Genomic DNA, 15,108 nt, shown 5'->3' on the forward strand with positions numbered 1-15,108 from the left:
CACGGTCGTGGAGTGTCCGGTTGCGCACGGTGAGAGCGCCTTTGCGCCCTCCGAGTCTAGGTGACGCGTCGATGTGTCCAAGCGCGCGACTCGTGGGGGTGTGTGTCAGTCTCCTATAGCCGTCCTGTACCTGAGCCGCCTTGATCATTCTCGACGGTTGAATCCGATCCTGAGTTCCGTTGCGCACCGGGCATAGACAGGGCCGGATTGTCAGGAACAGGGATTCCTAAATGCTCAAAGGCCGCTGAAGCAGCAATCCGGCCACGCGCTGTACGCAGCATGAGTCCCTCACGTACCAGGAATGGTTCTGCAACGGTCTCAACAGTGTCTGGTTCTTCCCCCACCGCGACAGCTAATGTCGCGACCCCAACAGGTCCACCTCCAAAACGACGACACAACGCATCCAGCACGGCACGGTCAAGACGATCCAACCCGCGACTGTCAACGTCAAACAACTCCAGCGCCGCACAAGCAGCATCAGCATCGAGCACACCACTTCCATGCACCTGAGCCCAGTCACGCACCCGCCGCAAAAGCCGATTAGCGATCCGAGGGGTGCCACGTGAGCGGTCAGCTATCTGAGAAAGACCTTCATCAGTGGCCTCGACATCAAGAAGATTCGCTGATCTGCGAACAATGGCAAGGAGCTCACCACTGTCATAAAAATCAAGATGCCCAGTAAACCCGAAACGATCACGCAAAGGAGCGGGCAGCAAACCAGCCCGCGTGGTGGCCCCCACCACAGTGAAAGGCGCCAACTCCAACGGGATTGCCGTAGCGCCTGGACCTTTACCCACGATGATGTCGACACGGAAGTCCTCCATCGCTAGATAGAGCATCTCCTCAGCGGGGCGGGCCATACGGTGAATTTCGTCGAGGAAAAGCACTTCCCCTTCGGTCAGCGACGACAGGATGGAAGCCAAGTCCCCAGCATGCTGGATAGCTGGCCCGCTCGTAATACGAATAGGAGCCCCAAGCTCAGAGGCCACAATCATGGCTAGCGTGGTTTTACCCAGTCCCGGCGGCCCAGATAAAAGAATGTGGTCCGGGCTGGAAGCACGACGCTTAGCAGCTTCAAGAACAAGGCCAAGCTGGTCACGGACGCGACGCTGACCAGGGAACTCAGCAAGCCGTTTCGGGCGTAGCGCAGCTTCGATCTGACGTTCGTCACCGGATTCATCAACGTGCGCGCTAGGGTCAACGATGCGTGGTGATGCGTCATACGAGCCGTCGTCCCACGTGTCGGCCGAGTGCTCTCCCAAAGGGCTCATCGGCTGAGCTCCTGCAGCGCAGCTTTCAATGCGACACCCACGGGAGCATCAGCATCCACGGTTTTCGCTACCCGTCCTAGGGCTGCCTCGGCTTGTTTGGCAGACCACCCCAGACTCATGAGAGCTTCAGTTACTGAATCATTCCAGACCGGTTCATCACTGCTACTGGCAGCGAGCTCTTCATGGTGGGGGTTTTCGTCAAGGCCGAGTGCCGTCATCTTTTCGCGCAGCTCCAAAATGATCCGTTCCGCGCTTTTCTTACCGATGCCAGGAACTTTCACCAAAGCAGTGACTTCTCCTGCAGAGATCGCTGTCGCCAGCCGGGCAGGCGTGAACACCGCGAGCATGGCCAACGCCATCCTGGGGCCCACTCCACTGACGCTTTGCGCAACCTCGAAAATTTCTTTCTCCTGCGCATCAGCGAATCCGTACAAAGTCCACGCATCTTCACGAACCACCAGGCTCGTGGCCAGCTCTGCCTGTTCTCCAACTCGCAGTGAGGCCGCGGTGGCAGGAGTGAGACGCACCTGTAGCCCCACACCCCCAACCACAATCACAGCCTGATCTAGCCCTGCACTGATGACCGTGCCGCTGATCGAGGCGATCATGCTTCTCCTAAACCATGCTGATTTGCGTTGGGCACCTCACGCCACCGGAGAACGCAAGGCACATATTCGGACATGTGTTCGCCTGCAACGCTACCGCATCCCATCGAAGGTAAAACGTTGCCTCTCAGCGCCCTTGCGCCCGCTTTGTTGCCTGCTCGATACGTGCTGCCGCTCCCCCACGCCACACGTGACACACCGCTAGCGCTAAGGCATCTGCCGCATCAGCGGGTTTAGGAGGAGCATTCAGAGCCAAAATCCGGGTGATCATAGTTGTCACCTGCGCTTTATCGGCCCGCCCATTGCCTGTAACCGCAGCTTTAACCTCACTGGGTGTATGAAGCGCTAACGGCACTTCTCGTCGGGCTGCAGCCAACATAGGGATTGCGCTGGCTTGCGCAGTGCCCATGATCGTACTCACGTCATTGCGGGCGAAAACCCGCTCCACGGCAATTGATTCAGGCTGGTATTGATCGAGCCACTCATCGAGTTGACCGGCCAAAGAATTGAGCCGTTCGTGAATTGGATCGCCAGTGGGGGTTCGGATTACACCTACCGCAACCATGCGCAGTTGTCTTCCAGGAGCACCGTCGACTACGCCTACACCACATCGGGTCAATCCTGGATCTACTCCCAGAACTCGCACCGCTGCTCCTCTTCGTTTGTTCTTTATATGTGTGAGAGCGCCAGGAGGTCTTATTGAGTCACCTGGCGCTCTCATACATTCACGCGTGTGCGCAGAAAGTGTGCTCAGTCTTCGTCTTCGAGCTGGGCGGCCACCTCAGGTGAGATGTCGCCGTTAACGAAGACGTTCTGCACGTCGTCGCTGTCTTCGAGGGCGTCAACGACACGCAACATTTTGCGTGCACCTTCGAGATCGAGCGGAACCTGCAGGTTCGGGACGAATTCTGCTTCAGCAGAGTCGTAGTCCACACCAGCCTCTTGCAGGGCTGTGCGGACGGCAACGAAGTCACTGGCTTCGGAAATGATGCGGAAGCTATCACCGAAGTCTTCGACCTCGTCAGCACCAGCTTCGAGGACGACTTCCAGCAGGGAGTCTTCGGTTGCTTCGCCGTCTTTTTGCGCCTTGGGGACGATGACGACGCCTTTGCGTTCGAAGTTGTAGGCGACCGAACCGGGGTCAGCTAGGGAGCCACCGTTGCGGGTCAGGGCCACGCGCACTTCGGTGGCGGCGCGGTTGCGGTTATCAGTCAGGCACTCGATCAGGACTGCGACACCGCCGGGGGCGTAGCCCTCGTACATGATGGTCTGCCAGTCGGCGCCGCCTGCTTCTGCACCGGATCCGCGTTTGACGGCGCGGTCGATGTTGTCGTTGGGGACCGAGCTCTTCTTGGCCTTCTGGATGGCGTCGAACAGTGTCGGGTTACCGGCTGGGTCACCGCCGCCAGTACGTGCCGCGACCTCGATGTTTTTGATCAGCTTGGCGAACAGCTTGCCGCGCTTGGCATCGATGGCCGCTTTCTTGTGTTTGGTAGTCGCCCACTTGGAGTGACCGCTCATACGTTGTCTCCTCGAAAATCGGAACGGAGTGCCCGCGGATTTGTCGGTATCGATCGCATCCAGATCCGAACCATCGTACCCATCTGTCGTGTAGTGGCCTGCGCCTTCAGAGTGGGGTGGGCTGTTTAGCTTGCTCGAACGAGGTTGACGAAGTGCTGGTGCATGCGGTGGTCGCCGGTTATCTCGGGGTGGAATGCGGAGGCTAAGAGGTTTCCTTGGGCGACGACTACGGGGCGGGGCGTGCTGTGACCGGTGGGTGTTTCGGTGGTGACTGAAGCGAGTATTTCAACCTCAGGGCCGGTGGTTTCTACCCATGGGGCCCGGATGAAGACGGCGCGCATGGGGGTGTCGGTAGTGGTGATGCCAGCTACGGGTAGGTCTGTTTCGAAGGAGGCGATTTGGCGTCCGAATGCGTTGCGTCGCACGACGATGTCGAGGCCTCCGAGGGTTTGTTGGCTTTTTTCGCCGTCGAGGATTGAGTTGGCTAGCAGGATCATTCCGGCGCAGGAGCCGTAGGCGGGCATGCCATTGCGAAGTCGTTCTTTGAGAGGGTCTTGGAGGTCAAAGGTTCGTAGGAGCCGGTCGATCACAGTGGATTCGCCCCCGGGTAGGACGATGCCGTGCACGGTGTGGAGCTCTTCGGGGCGGCGAATGGGCACTGCGGTGGCGCCGCAGGCGGTGATGGCGGTGGCGTGTTCATGCACGTCGCCTTGGAGCGCAAGAATTCCGATGGTGGGCGATGTCACGTCATAAAAGGCTACGTTGTGCGGTGCGGTGGGTTAGGCAAATAGCAGCGGCGGGCAGATGTGCTTGTGGGCTTCTGTCCGCCGCTGTGTTTCTTGGGGTTTATTCAAAGGTGAGTTCGGTGGCTTTTTGGAATTCGGGGTGACGTTCTTTGTTGCGTTTGACTAGCGGCCATAGGAACCACACGGTGGCTGTGAATAGGGCTGCTGCGCCGAGCACCTTCCAGTTGAAGAACTCGTTTGAGGTGTCGATGAGCATGATCACGATGATGCCCACCAGGCAGATGATGCCGAACCAGCCGGTGTAGGGGGCTCCGGGCATGGGGAATGAGGTGGGTTCGACTAGGCCTTTGTTGATGCGTTTCCGTAGGGCCATTTGGCAGGCGAAGATAGTCACCCATGTCCATACGATGCCGACTGCGGCGGTTTCGACGGCGATGTCGAATGCTTCTCCGGGCATGAACACGTTGAGGATGACTCCCAGGAAGTACACGAATGCGGTGAGGAGAATGCCGCCTGCGGGTACGCCGGTTTTGTTGAGTTTGGCTGTGAAGCGGGGGGCTTCGCCGGATGCTGCCAGGGAGCGCAGGATGCGGCCGGTGGAGTAGAGGCCGGAGTTACATGAGGAGAGCGCTGCGGTGATGACGATGACGTTCATGAGGTCACCGATCCAGGGAAGCATGGATCCGAAAGCGGTGACGAAGGGGCTTTCGCCAGCTTTGTAGGCGGTGTAGGGCAGCAGGCAGGACAGCAGGAACACGCTGCCGACATAGAACAGGGCGATCCGGTAGATGACAGCGCGGACTGCTTTGGGGATGACATGTTCGGCGTCGTGGGTTTCCCCGGCTGCGGTGCCGACGAGTTCGATGGTGGCGTAGGCAAAGACGACGCCTTGCATGAGCATGACGAAGGCGAGGGTGTTGCCGTTGGGGAAGAATCCATCGGGTGAGTTCAGGTTATGTAGTCCGGCGGGGTTGCCATTGAACTTGAAACCGATGATGACCATGACGGTGCCGACGATGAGGAAGGCCGATAGGGCGAGCACTTTGAGTAGGGCGGCCCAGAATTCGAGCTCTCCGAAGGCTTTTGCACTGGAGAGATTGATAGCTAGTACGAGGGCTAGGGCTACGAGTGCGCTGATCCATTGAGGGGTGTCGGGTAGCCATTTGCTGATGTACACGGCAATGGCGGTGATTTCGGCGACGCCTGTAGTCATCCAGTTGAGCATGTACATCCAGCCGGCCATGTAGGCGGCGCGGTCTCCGAAGAATTCACGTGCGTAGGAGACAAAGGATCCGGAGCTGCGACGGTGCATGACGAGTTCGCCTAGGGCACGCATAAGGAAGAAAGCGATGACGCCGCAGAAGGCGTAGGAGAGGATAAGTGAAGGCCCTGCGATGGCCAGGCGGCGTCCTGCACCGAGGAAGAGGCCGACTCCGATGGCGCCGCCGAGGGCGATCATCTGGACCTGACGGTTGGTGAGCGATTTGTGGTAGCCGGTGTCGCCTGCGTCTTCGAGGTGGAGGGAGGCGTTTTCGGCTGGCTGTGCAGGGGGCGAGCTCGTTGATGAGCTTCGTTGCTCACCAGGTTGTGATGATGTCATGCCCTAACAGTGAGGCCATGGGGTGGCCTGCAGGAACTTGTGGTGTCGGCAAGCGCCTAGGCGGCTGTGGTGGCTGTTGTCTGCACATGGCCAACTAGCTGGGAATTTGTGAATATCGCACTGAAATTAGTCTGAAAAAGATTCTTTGCGGTTCTGGTGTGTCTTGCGAGGCAGTGGTGTAGAGATTTGTGGTTACTTCCCTATGTGTTTGTGGGCAGCGGTGCGAGAACGTGTTTTATGTCGCACCGCTGCCCACGGCTGTGTTTGTTTATGTGTATTTCAGTAGCAGGCGCAGATCAGAGGTCACCAGCCGCGCTCAGCGAGGCGGTGGGGTACGGGGATGTCGTCGACGTTGATTCCGACCATTGCTTCGCCCAGGCCTCGGGAGACTTTGGCGATGGTGTCGGGGTCGTCGTAGAAGGTGGTGGCTTTGACGATGGCTTCAGCACGTTGGGCGGGGTTTCCGGACTTGAAGATGCCTGAGCCAACGAAGACGCCTTCGGCGCCCAGCTGCATCATCATGGCGGCGTCGGCGGGGGTGGCGATACCGCCAGCGGTGAAGAGTACGACGGGGAGTTTGCCGTTGGTTGCTACTTCTTTGACTAGGTCGTAGGGGGCTTGGAGTTCTTTTGCGGCTACGTAGAGTTCGTCTTCGGGGAGCGAGGTGAGCCAACGGATTTGATCGCGCATTTTGCGCATGTGCGTGGTGGCGTTGGAGACATCGCCGGTACCGGCTTCTCCTTTGGAACGGATCATCGCTGCGCCTTCGGTGATGCGGCGTAGGGCTTCGCCGAGGTTGGTGGCGCCGCAAACAAAGGGGACGGTGAAGGCCCATTTGTCGATGTGGTTGCTGTAGTCGGCGGGGGTGAGTACTTCGGATTCGTCGACGTAGTCCACGCCCAGAGATTGCAGTACCTGTGCTTCGACGAAGTGGCCGATGCGTGCTTTGGCCATGACGGGGATGGAGACGGCGTTGATGATGCCGTCGATCATGTCGGGGTCGCTCATGCGTGAGACGCCGCCTTGGGCGCGGATGTCGGCAGGGACGCGTTCGAGGGCCATGACTGCGACGGCGCCTGCGTCTTCAGCGATTTTGGCCTGTTCTGGGGTGACGACGTCCATGATCACGCCACCTTTGAGCATTTCGGCCATGCCGCGTTTGACGCGGGTGGTGCCTACAGCGGACTGGGCGGATGACTGTTCGGTCATGGGTGCTCCCTTGCGTTCCTAATGACTGATGCCTGGGTAGACGATACGCGCAGCACCGTTGTGGCTGGTCTGGATGGGTGTGGGTTAGGTGGGTGACGCGGTGAGGTCGTCGTCGAATTCGATGGGGCGGGGCGTGGTGGCGTGTCCAGCGAGGTGGGCGATGCGTACCAGGGGTGTGTGTCGCAGGCGGCGGACGTCGCTGACGGTGTTGTTGTAGAACTGGCGGGCTAGCTGGACACGGCGGTGTGTGGCGATGGTGTGGGCGATTGGGTCAGATTCGGGTGAGTTGCTGTTCGTGGGGGTGGAGGTGGGCAGGGTTTCGCGGAGTGCGACGGTGAGGGCTGTTTCGGTGAGTTCGCGTAGGGCCAGTTTTCCTTCAGCCCAGTCGAGGGTAAGGAGGCTGTAGTCGCTATGGATGGATTCGGCGCTGGCGGAGGCGAGTATGAGTGAGCTGGCGGGGTCTAGGAGGCCGGAGTTTGCCAGGGCGGTAGCTGCTTCTGCGCGGCGGATGAGGTAGGCGTCGAGGGCGGCAAGGGCTCCTTCGGCGCGGGTATGGAGGCGGTGTAGTCGCGCTGCTGTGTAGGAAAGGTGCCAGGCGAATAGGGCGAGGATGAGCAGGGTAGTGAGGATCCAGGTGGTGTTCATGGGGTAAGGGTCGCTTTGAGGGTGGCCCAGAGGGCTGTTGCGGTGTTGGTCAGGGGTGTGGCGCGGGTTCCTTCGAGGACTGTTTCGTAAACGGCGAGGATGTCGTCGCTGACGTGGCGCCAATCGTAGGTGGCGGCGCGGGCAAGGCCTGCTAGGTGCAGCTTTTCGCGTAGTTTGGGGTTGTGGAGGAGGTTGGTGAGGGCTTGGGCGAGGGCGTGTGAGTTTCCTGTGGGGAAGGTGATTCCGGCGTCGCCAAGAACGTGGGTGAAGGGGGTGAGGTTGGAGGCGATGACTGGTGCCCCGGCGCTCATGGCTTCTACTAGGACGATGCCAAAGCTTTCGCCTCCGGTGTGGGGGGCGATGTAGGCGTCGACGGAGCGTAGGAGTGCGGCTTTGTCTGTTTCGGGGATTGCTCCCAGGAAGTGAGCGGCGTGGCGGGCTGAGGTGGGGATGAGGTTGCGGGCGGTGGGGATGTCTCCGTGGCCGGCGATGAGTAGGCGTAGGCCTGGGTGGTGTTTGAGTAGGTGTGGGAGGGCATCGGCCAGGACGGGCAGACCTTTGCGGGGTTCGTCGATACGGCCTAGGAAGGCGATGGTGGGGTGGCTGGGGGTTCCGGTCCAGGTGGGGTTGGGGGTGGCGGTAGCGAAGGTGTGCGTATCGACGCCGTTGGGGATGATGACGCTATCGATGCCCATGTGGTTGAGGGCGGTTTGTCGGGCGGCTTGGGAGACGGCTATGCGGCCGTGGATTTTTTCTAGGGATGAGCGGACTAGCGGGGATACCGCTTGGATAGCGAGGGAGCGTTCGAGGTTGGTGTGGAAGGTCGCCACGATGGGGGTTCGTGCGGCGCGTAGGGCGAGGATGGATGTGCTAGGTACGAGAGGTTCGTGGATGTGGAGGATGTCGAAGCGGCCGTTTTCTAGCCAGGTGGTGACACGGTTGGCTACGGCTGGGCCGAAGGCTAGGCGCGCGATGGAGCCGTTGTAGGGGATGGCGCGTGAGCTTCCGGCGCTGGTGAAGTTGCGGGTATGTGGGGTGGTTTCGGCTGCCGGGGCGAGTACGGCGACGTGGTGTCCTCGGGTGTGGAGTTGGTGGGCGAGGTCGCGGGTGTGGTTTTGCACGCCGCCTGCGACATCGAAGCTGTAGGGGCAGACGATTCCGATGCGCATCTTAGGTGCCTTGGGGTGTGTAGATGGGTTGCATCATGTGCCAGTCTTGGGGGTGGTTGAGGATGTTGTTGGCGATGATGTCAACGCAGTATTGGGTGGTGTCGCGGACGCGTTGGTGGGTTGTCCCGCTGGTGGGTGGGGCAGGTGGATGGAATTGGATGACGGTGCGGTAACTGGTGGTCTTGGGGGTGGATTCGTAGTGGATGGTGACGGGTAGGACTTCTATTCCTGCGGTGATGGCCAGGGCAGCTGGGCCGACGCTGGCGTTGATGTGACCGCCGGGGAAGGTGGTAGCCACTCCCCCGCCGGTGAGGTCTCGATCGGCCAGTAAGGGGATGATGACGGGTTTGTTGGTTGCGCTGTGGAGGGTGCGCAGTACGTTTCCTTCGCCGGTGAGGGCGATGATGCGCATGCCTAGGGCGTGGCGAGTAGCGCGGAAAAGGGTGAAGATGCTTTCTGGTTGGAGGCGTTCGGCGACTGTGACGACGGGGCCCAAGTCGAGTTGGGCCCATGCTCCTGCGAGGTCCCAGTTTCCGCTGTGGGAAAGGAAACAGGCAACGGCACGGGGCTGCTCAGGTGATCCCATGGCTGCACGGATGTGATGCAGTCCTTCTATTCGGGTGCAGTTTCGGATGTCCTCGGGGGTCATTGCTGGTAGCCGGAATAGTTCGCACCAGTAGCGCAGGTAGGAGCGAACTCCGTCACGGACGAGAGTTTCCAGTGGGCGAGGGTGCGGTAGGTGTGGGTGTAGGTGTCGGTAGTTTTCGCGCAGGGTGCGTACGCCTTGCCCGTTAGCGATATAGGTCAGGTGAGCGGCGAGGTCGAACAGAGCGAAGGTCAGGCGTTGCGGTAGCCGTGGAATAACCTGCCATGCTGTGGCGAATGCGCTGGTTGTGAGCTTGTTGCTGATGCGTTTACGCCAGGTGTGTGTGGGGTTTTTCATGGCATGGGATGGGTGTGGTCGGTGCGTTTTTTCTCGATTTCTTTTGCGACTGCGTGCATTCGTTGCCATACGGTTAGGGCGCTCGCGGCAGCTAGGGCCCACAGGATGTAGCCGAGGGTGTCGCTGGGCAGGTTGGCGATGTCGACGATGAATGCTCCGGCGAGGGTGATGAGGAGTCTGTCGGCGCGTTCGGCGATGCCGGTGTTTGCTCCGGTCATGCCTAGGCCTTCGGCGCGGGCTCGGGCGTAGCTGGTGACGAAAGCGAAGACGAGGCAGAACAGTGAGGCCCAGGTGGCGGAGGTTTCGTGGGGTTGGCGGGCATAGAAGAGCAGGAGGCCGCCGAATACAGCTCCGTCGGCGAGGCGGTCGAGGGTTGAGTCGAGGAAGGCTCCCCAGGTGCTGGTGGTTCCTGATAGGCGTGCCATGGTGCCGTCGAGGAGGTCGAATAGGACAAAGAATGTGATGAATAGGACTCCGGGTGCGAATTCTCCTCGGGGGAAGAACCAGAGTGCGCCTGCGCATACGCCTAGTGCCCCGATGGTGGTGACTGCGTCAGCGTTGAGGCCTATGCGCAGGAGGATTTTGGCGATGGGAGTGGCGATTTTGGTGGCGAATGATCGGGCGAATTTGTTCAGCATGGGGCCCCTTCGTGGTTGTTGGTGTGTGGGGGCCGCCGTTGTGGTGGTGGGCATTCGCTGTCGTGGGTGGGTGTGTGGTGTCGGGTAGGCGCTGCGAATGCCGGTGTGCTCATGATTAGCCCACCCTATGTGACGGGGTGGCTTTTCTTGTCGGTTGGTGGTGCTGCTTATTGGGTGGTGTCTGTCCATCCTTGAGTGAACATGCGTCGGGTGTCATCGAGGAGGACGGGTAGGGCTTTGGTGCGGCCGATGATGGGGAAGAAGTTAGCGTCTCCGGACCACCGGGGAACGATGTGTTGGTGTAGGTGGGCTGCTACGCCAGCGCCTGCTACTGCGCCTTGATTCATTCCGATGTTGAAGCCGTGTGGGGCGTTGACGCGCTGCATCATGCGGATTGCTTGGCGGGTCATTGATGTGAATTCGTCGAGTTCTTCGTCGTTGAGGTCGATGTACATGGGGATGTGGCGGTAGGGGCAGATGAGGAGGTGGCCGGGGTTGTAGGGGAAGAGGTTGAGGATGGCGAAGCAGTGTTTTCCGCGGTGGACGATGAGTGCTTCTTCGTCGGTTTTGGTGGGGCCTGTGCAGAAGGGGCAGTCGTTTTCTTTTGCCGTGTGTGGTTGTGATGTGTTTTTTGTTTCGGAGTTGCCCTGGATGTAGGCCATGCGGTGCGGGGTCCAGAGGCGTTCGAAGCCGTCGTGTTCACCGGCAAATTGCGTGGCTGGGTCGATCCGGGGCGGTTGGGTCATGGGCCTGATTTTAGGTCTGGTGGTGGGGTGAGTCAGGGGTGGCACGGTGTGTGTCCGTGCCACCCCTGACAGGTGTGGTTTGTGCTTTTGTTACTCGGTTTCTTCGGGTGTGTGGGTGGAGGCGACAGGGTCGTTGTTGTCGCGGCTGCGGATGGTGGTGAGGATCCGTTCGATTGCTACGTCGACAGGGACTTTGTTTTCTTGGCTGCCGTCGCGGAAGCGGAAGCTGACGGCGTTGTTGCTGCGGTCTTCTTCACCGGCGATGAGTGTGAAAGGGACTTTGGAGGTGGATGCGTTGCGGATTTTCTTGGGGAAGCGGTCGTCGCTGTGGTCGATTTCGATGCGAACGCCGTGTTCGCGTAGGCGTGCTGCGATTTCTTCGAGGTATTCGCCATGTTCTTCTGCGACGGGGATTCCGGTGACTTGCACGGGGGCGAGCCAGGCGGGGAATGATCCTGCGTAGTGTTCGACGAGAACGCCGAAGAATCGTTCGATGGAACCGAATAGCGCGCGGTGGATCATGACGGGGCGTTGACGGGTTCCGTCTGCGGCTTGGTATTCGAGTTCGAATCGTTCTGGCAGGTTGAAGTCGAGCTGAATGGTGCTCATTTGCCAGGTGCGGCCGATGGCGTCTTTGGCTTGTACGGAGATTTTGGGGCCGTAGAACGCGGCGCCGCCGGGGTCGGGGACGAGGTCTAGGCCGGAGTCGGTGGCGACTTGGCGCAGTGTTTCGGTGGCTTCTTCCCAGGTGGCGTCATCGCCGACGAATTTTTCTGGGTTTTTGGTGGAGAGTTCGAGGTAGAAGTCGTCGAGTCCGTAGTCCTTGAGTAGGTCTAGGACGAAGGTGAGCAGTCGGGTGAGTTCGCCGCGCATTTGGTCGCGGGTGCAGTAGATGTGGGCGTCGTCTTGGGTGAATCCGCGGGCGCGGGTGAGGCCGTGAACAACGCCGGATTTTTCGTTGCGGTAGACGGTTCCAAACTCGAAGAGTCGTAGTGGTAGTTCGCGGTAGCTGCGTCCGCGGGAGCGGAAGATGAGGTTGTGCATGGGGCAGTTCATCGGCTTGAGGTAGTAGTCCTGGCCGGGTTTGGTGATGTTGCCTTCGCTGTCGCGTTCCTCATCCATTTGCATGGCGGGGTACATGCCGTCGCGGTACCAGTCGAGGTGTCCGGAGACTTCGAACAGGTTTCCTTTAGTGATGTGTGGGGTGTTGACGAAGCTGTATCCGGCGGCGATGTGGCGTTGGCGGGAGTATTCCTCCATTTCCATGCGCATGATGGCGCCTTTGGGGTGGAATACGGCTAGTCCGGAGCCGATTTCGTCTGGGAAGCTGAACAGGTCCATCTGGTTGCCTAGGCGACGGTGGTCGCGCTTTTCGGCTTCGGCGATGCGGTCGAGGTAGGCACGCATTTCGTCTTTGGTGGGCCATGCGGTGCCGTAGAGGCGTTGCATGCCGGCGTTGCGTTGGTCGCCGCGCCAGTATGCGGCGGAGCAGCGCATGAGTTTGAAGCCGTTGGCGAGCATTTTGGTGGTGGGTACGTGGGGGCCGCGGCATAGGTCGCGCCAAACGACTTCGCCTTTGCGATCGACGTTTTCGTAGATGGTGAGTTCGTCGCCGCCGACTTCCATGGACGCCCCTTCTGCTGCGGCGTCGATGTCATCAGCGTTCTTACCAGATCCGGGACCTCCAGCGAGGCTGATGAGTTCGAGTTTGTAGGGTTCGTTGGCTAGTTCGGCTTCGGCTTCGGCTTGGGTGATGACGCGGCGGCGGAAGGTTTGCCCTTCGTTGACGATGCGCTGCATCGTTTTTTCGAGTTTTTTCAGGTCTTCAGGGGTGAAGGGTTCCTCGACGTCGAAGTCGTAGTAGAAGCCGTCGGTGATCACGGGGCCGATGCCGAGTTTAGCGTTGGGACGCATGCGTTGTACGGCTTGGGCCATGACGTGGGTGGCAGAGTGGCGCAGTACGTTGAGGCCGTCTTCGCTGCCGATGTCGACGCTGTCGATAGTGTCGCCGTCGGACAAGGGGTGGGCGAGGTCGACAACGCGGCTGCTGTCGTTGTTGGTGAGGCGGGCAGCGACGATGCGCTTGTTGTCGGCGAACAGGTCAGCGGCAGTCGTGCCCTGCTCGACCGTTCGTTGCTCTCCGGCTACGGTCACGGTGATCTGCGTGGGCACGATGGTCTCCTCGATTAGTTACGTGGTGTTGATGTACATGCGGCGTTGTATAACGTTCGCGCAATGATGCTACGTCCTGGTACCCACCCTGGTAGCAATCGAGGGGTGCGCATGATCGCCTAATGAGCTGTGCGCAGGGCTATGTGTGTTGTGTTGTCGGTGCGGAAAAAGGGGGTTGAGCGGTGAGTTCGGAGCAGGTGCGGGGCGTGGCTGCGTCGGGTTGGATGATGTTGGCTTGTCCGGTGTGTGGTGGGGATTTAGAGCCTGATGTACAGGTTCGGTGTTTTGGTTGTGGGGCGGGTCATCGTTTTGATCGAGCTCGTCAGGGGCATGTGACGTTGTTGGGTGGCCGGGGTCGGCATGGTCTTGTTGCTGATGATGCGGCGATGGTGGCGGCGCGGTTTGAGGTGCAGTCTTCGGGGTTGTATCGCCCTATTTTGGATGGTGTGGTGCAGGCGGTACTTGAGGGCGGGGTGTTGCCTGCTGGTGGGGTGGAGTTGGGTGGGGTTTTGGATTGTGGTGGTGGGACTGGCTATTACGCGGCAGGGGTTTTGTCGCAGACGCCGTTGGGTTTTGGGGTGGGTATGGATTTGTCGGTGTATGCGGCGCGTAGGGCGGCTAAGGCGCATGCGGGGTTGGTGTCGGTGGTGGCTGATACGTGGGAGCGTTTTCCGATTCGGGATGGGAGCGTTCAAGTTGCGTTGGTGGTTTTCGCGCCTCGTCATGGCGCGGAGCTGGGGCGGGTGTTGCGTCCGGATGGTGTGGTTGTGGTGGTGACTCCGTTGTCTCATCATTTGGCGGAGTTATCGGGGGCTATGCGGGTGAGGGTGGATCCGCGTAAGGAAGAGAGGCTTGCGGCTTCGATGGAGGGGTTTGAGGTGGTTTCGCAGCGGTGTGTGGAGAGTCGGGTGCCTGTGGAGGCTGCGCAGGGTCGTCTTTTGGTGGGGATGGGTCCTGGGGCGCATCATGCGGGAGATGTTGATGGATTGGTGTTGCCTTCTGAGGTGACGTTGGCGGTGCGGGTAGGGGTTTATCGGCCAGTTGGGGTGGGGTGAGGTGTGATTGTTTGGGGGCATGTGGAGGCTGGTCGCCACATGCCGACCGAGTCGATGGTGCCGCGTCCGGGAACTGTTGATATCTGGTTGAATCCGAATTTTTCGTAGAAGGGGATGTTCGAGATTTTGGATGATTCGAGGTAGGCAGCTTGTCCTGCTTTGTCTGCGTGGTGGAGGCCTTGTTGGATGAGAGCGCTTCCGGCGCCACGGCCACGAGCGGAGGGGATGGTTCCTACGGCTTTGAGGTACCAGTGGGGAATGGTGGGTAGGTGTGATCGGATTTCGTTTTGGGTGAGTAGGGCGTGGTGGAATCGTTTACCGAAGATGGAGAGGTATGTGGGTAGACCTTTGAGCTGTTGGAGGAGGGTGACGTGTTCGTTGGGGACGCCCCAGAGTGCGCATCCGAGTGCTTGGCCGTTGGTGGTGTCGCGGGCGAGGTACACGTAGCCGTTGGCGGTGATTACTTCGGTGATGATGCGGCGGAAGAGGGTTGGGAGTCGTTGGTGGTCGCGGGCTGGAATGAGACCGAGGGTGTATTCGTCGTCGGCGAAGGCTTGTGCGAGTACCTCAGCGCATGTGTCGCGGTCTGATTTAGAGCCGGGAACGATTGTGAGGTTGCGGTTGGGCATGGCTACTCCCCTTTGAGCGGTCATGTGTTTAATTTTATTTATTTTCAGGAAAGCTGGGAGTGAATGGGTGGTTATTGCGGGATGGTTCTGCGCATGGAGTAAAAGTGCAGCAAATGCGTGGAGCAAATAAACAGTTGGGGTGTCACGGATATATCCGTG

General features: G+C 59.8%; 15 protein-coding genes. 1 reads left to right on the forward strand and 14 read right to left on the reverse strand.

The annotated features are described in order from the left end of the window. Window positions 1-113: 113 nt before the first annotated feature. The 13 genes from ruvB to thrS all read right to left on the reverse strand — a co-directional run bounded on the left by ruvB (window position 114) and on the right by thrS (window position 13,265). Window positions 114-1,271 carry a Holliday junction branch migration DNA helicase RuvB gene (gene ruvB / locus AC2T9U_RS05695; protein WP_493696892.1) on the reverse strand — a complete coding sequence of 386 codons (1,158 nt, stop codon included), beginning with the start codon at window positions 1,269-1,271 and terminating at the stop codon, window positions 114-116. After that, window positions 1,268-1,879 (reverse strand): Holliday junction branch migration protein RuvA, encoded by a 612-nt coding sequence (ruvA, locus tag AC2T9U_RS05700; RefSeq protein WP_493696893.1) that lies wholly within the window; start codon window positions 1,877-1,879, stop codon window positions 1,268-1,270. Before ruvA ends, ruvB begins: the two co-directional genes overlap by 4 nt. A gap of 124 nt (window positions 1,880-2,003) precedes the next feature. Then, a complete protein-coding gene (ruvC, locus tag AC2T9U_RS05705) occupies window positions 2,004-2,522 on the reverse strand; it encodes a crossover junction endodeoxyribonuclease RuvC (RefSeq protein ID WP_115030319.1) in 519 nt (172 codons plus the stop codon). Window positions 2,523-2,626: 104 nt separating this feature from the next. Continuing rightward, a complete protein-coding gene (locus AC2T9U_RS05710; protein ID WP_028326216.1) occupies window positions 2,627-3,397 on the reverse strand; it encodes a YebC/PmpR family DNA-binding transcriptional regulator in 771 nt (256 codons plus the stop codon). A 125-nt stretch (window positions 3,398-3,522) separates the two neighbouring features. Next, window positions 3,523-4,143 (reverse strand): pyridoxal 5'-phosphate synthase glutaminase subunit PdxT, encoded by a 621-nt coding sequence (gene pdxT / locus AC2T9U_RS05715; protein WP_115030317.1) that lies wholly within the window; start codon window positions 4,141-4,143, stop codon window positions 3,523-3,525. A gap of 100 nt (window positions 4,144-4,243) precedes the next feature. After that, a complete protein-coding gene (locus tag AC2T9U_RS05720; RefSeq protein WP_493696894.1) occupies window positions 4,244-5,743 on the reverse strand; it encodes an amino acid permease in 1,500 nt (499 codons plus the stop codon). A 303-nt stretch (window positions 5,744-6,046) separates the two neighbouring features. Continuing rightward, entirely contained in the window at window positions 6,047-6,952 is a 906-nt protein-coding gene (pdxS, locus tag AC2T9U_RS05725) for a pyridoxal 5'-phosphate synthase lyase subunit PdxS (protein ID WP_493696895.1), read from the reverse strand. Window positions 6,953-7,036: 84 nt separating this feature from the next. Next, window positions 7,037-7,597 carry a hypothetical protein gene (locus AC2T9U_RS05730; protein ID WP_115030311.1) on the reverse strand — a complete coding sequence of 187 codons (561 nt, stop codon included), beginning with the start codon at window positions 7,595-7,597 and terminating at the stop codon, window positions 7,037-7,039. Then, the gene (locus tag AC2T9U_RS05735; RefSeq protein ID WP_493696896.1) at window positions 7,594-8,766 is read right to left on the reverse strand and encodes a glycosyltransferase family 4 protein; all 1,173 of its coding nucleotides are present in this window, start codon (window positions 8,764-8,766) and stop codon (window positions 7,594-7,596) included. The genes AC2T9U_RS05730 and AC2T9U_RS05735 overlap by 4 nt, the downstream gene beginning before the upstream one ends. A 1-nt stretch (window position 8,767) precedes the next feature. Continuing rightward, entirely contained in the window at window positions 8,768-9,709 is a 942-nt protein-coding gene (locus AC2T9U_RS05740; protein ID WP_493696897.1) for a phosphatidylinositol mannoside acyltransferase, read from the reverse strand. Further along, window positions 9,706-10,347 carry a phosphatidylinositol phosphate synthase gene (gene pgsA, locus AC2T9U_RS05745; protein ID WP_115032551.1) on the reverse strand — a complete coding sequence of 214 codons (642 nt, stop codon included), beginning with the start codon at window positions 10,345-10,347 and terminating at the stop codon, window positions 9,706-9,708. The genes AC2T9U_RS05740 and pgsA overlap by 4 nt, the downstream gene beginning before the upstream one ends. A 167-nt stretch (window positions 10,348-10,514) precedes the next feature. Beyond that, entirely contained in the window at window positions 10,515-11,093 is a 579-nt protein-coding gene (locus AC2T9U_RS05750) for an HIT family protein (protein ID WP_493696898.1), read from the reverse strand. A gap of 90 nt (window positions 11,094-11,183) precedes the next feature. Next, the gene (gene thrS, locus AC2T9U_RS05755; RefSeq protein WP_115030303.1) at window positions 11,184-13,265 is read right to left on the reverse strand and encodes a threonine--tRNA ligase; all 2,082 of its coding nucleotides are present in this window, start codon (window positions 13,263-13,265) and stop codon (window positions 11,184-11,186) included. Window positions 13,266-13,447: 182 nt separating this feature from the next. On the opposite strand from thrS, the gene AC2T9U_RS05760 reads away from it, so the two are divergent. Then, window positions 13,448-14,320 (forward strand): putative RNA methyltransferase, encoded by an 873-nt coding sequence (locus tag AC2T9U_RS05760; RefSeq protein ID WP_208303432.1) that lies wholly within the window; start codon window positions 13,448-13,450, stop codon window positions 14,318-14,320. Here the strand turns inward: AC2T9U_RS05760 and AC2T9U_RS05765 are convergent. After that, window positions 14,296-14,973: a GNAT family N-acetyltransferase gene (locus AC2T9U_RS05765; RefSeq protein WP_493696899.1), complete on the reverse strand. Its 678-nt coding sequence runs from the start codon at window positions 14,971-14,973 to the stop codon at window positions 14,296-14,298. The genes AC2T9U_RS05760 and AC2T9U_RS05765 overlap by 25 nt on opposite strands. Window positions 14,974-15,108 lie beyond the last annotated feature (135 nt).

It is taken from the genome of Dermatophilus sp. B7861-1 (assembly GCF_058996045.1).

Bases quoted from the DNA above. Each gene is read 5' to 3' on its own strand.
- pdxS (WP_493696895.1), bottom strand. From the start codon at position 6,952: ATGACCGAACAGTCATCCGCCCAGTCCGCTGTAGGCACCACCCGCGTC.
- AC2T9U_RS05765 (WP_493696899.1), bottom strand. From the start codon at position 14,973: ATGACCGCTCAAAGGGGAGTAGCCATGCCCAACCGCAACCTCACAATC.
- AC2T9U_RS05720 (WP_493696894.1), bottom strand. From the start codon at position 5,743: ATGACATCATCACAACCTGGTGAGCAACGAAGCTCATCAACGAGCTCG.
- AC2T9U_RS05735 (WP_493696896.1), bottom strand. From the start codon at position 8,766: ATGCGCATCGGAATCGTCTGCCCCTACAGCTTCGATGTCGCAGGCGGC.
- pgsA (WP_115032551.1), bottom strand. From the start codon at position 10,347: ATGCTGAACAAATTCGCCCGATCATTCGCCACCAAAATCGCCACTCCC.
- ruvB (WP_493696892.1), bottom strand. From the start codon at position 1,271: ATGAGCCCTTTGGGAGAGCACTCGGCCGACACGTGGGACGACGGCTCG.
- AC2T9U_RS05740 (WP_493696897.1), bottom strand. From the start codon at position 9,709: ATGAAAAACCCCACACACACCTGGCGTAAACGCATCAGCAACAAGCTC.
- AC2T9U_RS05730 (WP_115030311.1), bottom strand. From the start codon at position 7,597: ATGAACACCACCTGGATCCTCACTACCCTGCTCATCCTCGCCCTATTC.
- AC2T9U_RS05710 (WP_028326216.1), bottom strand. From the start codon at position 3,397: ATGAGCGGTCACTCCAAGTGGGCGACTACCAAACACAAGAAAGCGGCC.
- ruvA (WP_493696893.1), bottom strand. From the start codon at position 1,879: ATGATCGCCTCGATCAGCGGCACGGTCATCAGTGCAGGGCTAGATCAG.
- AC2T9U_RS05750 (WP_493696898.1), bottom strand. From the start codon at position 11,093: ATGACCCAACCGCCCCGGATCGACCCAGCCACGCAATTTGCCGGTGAA.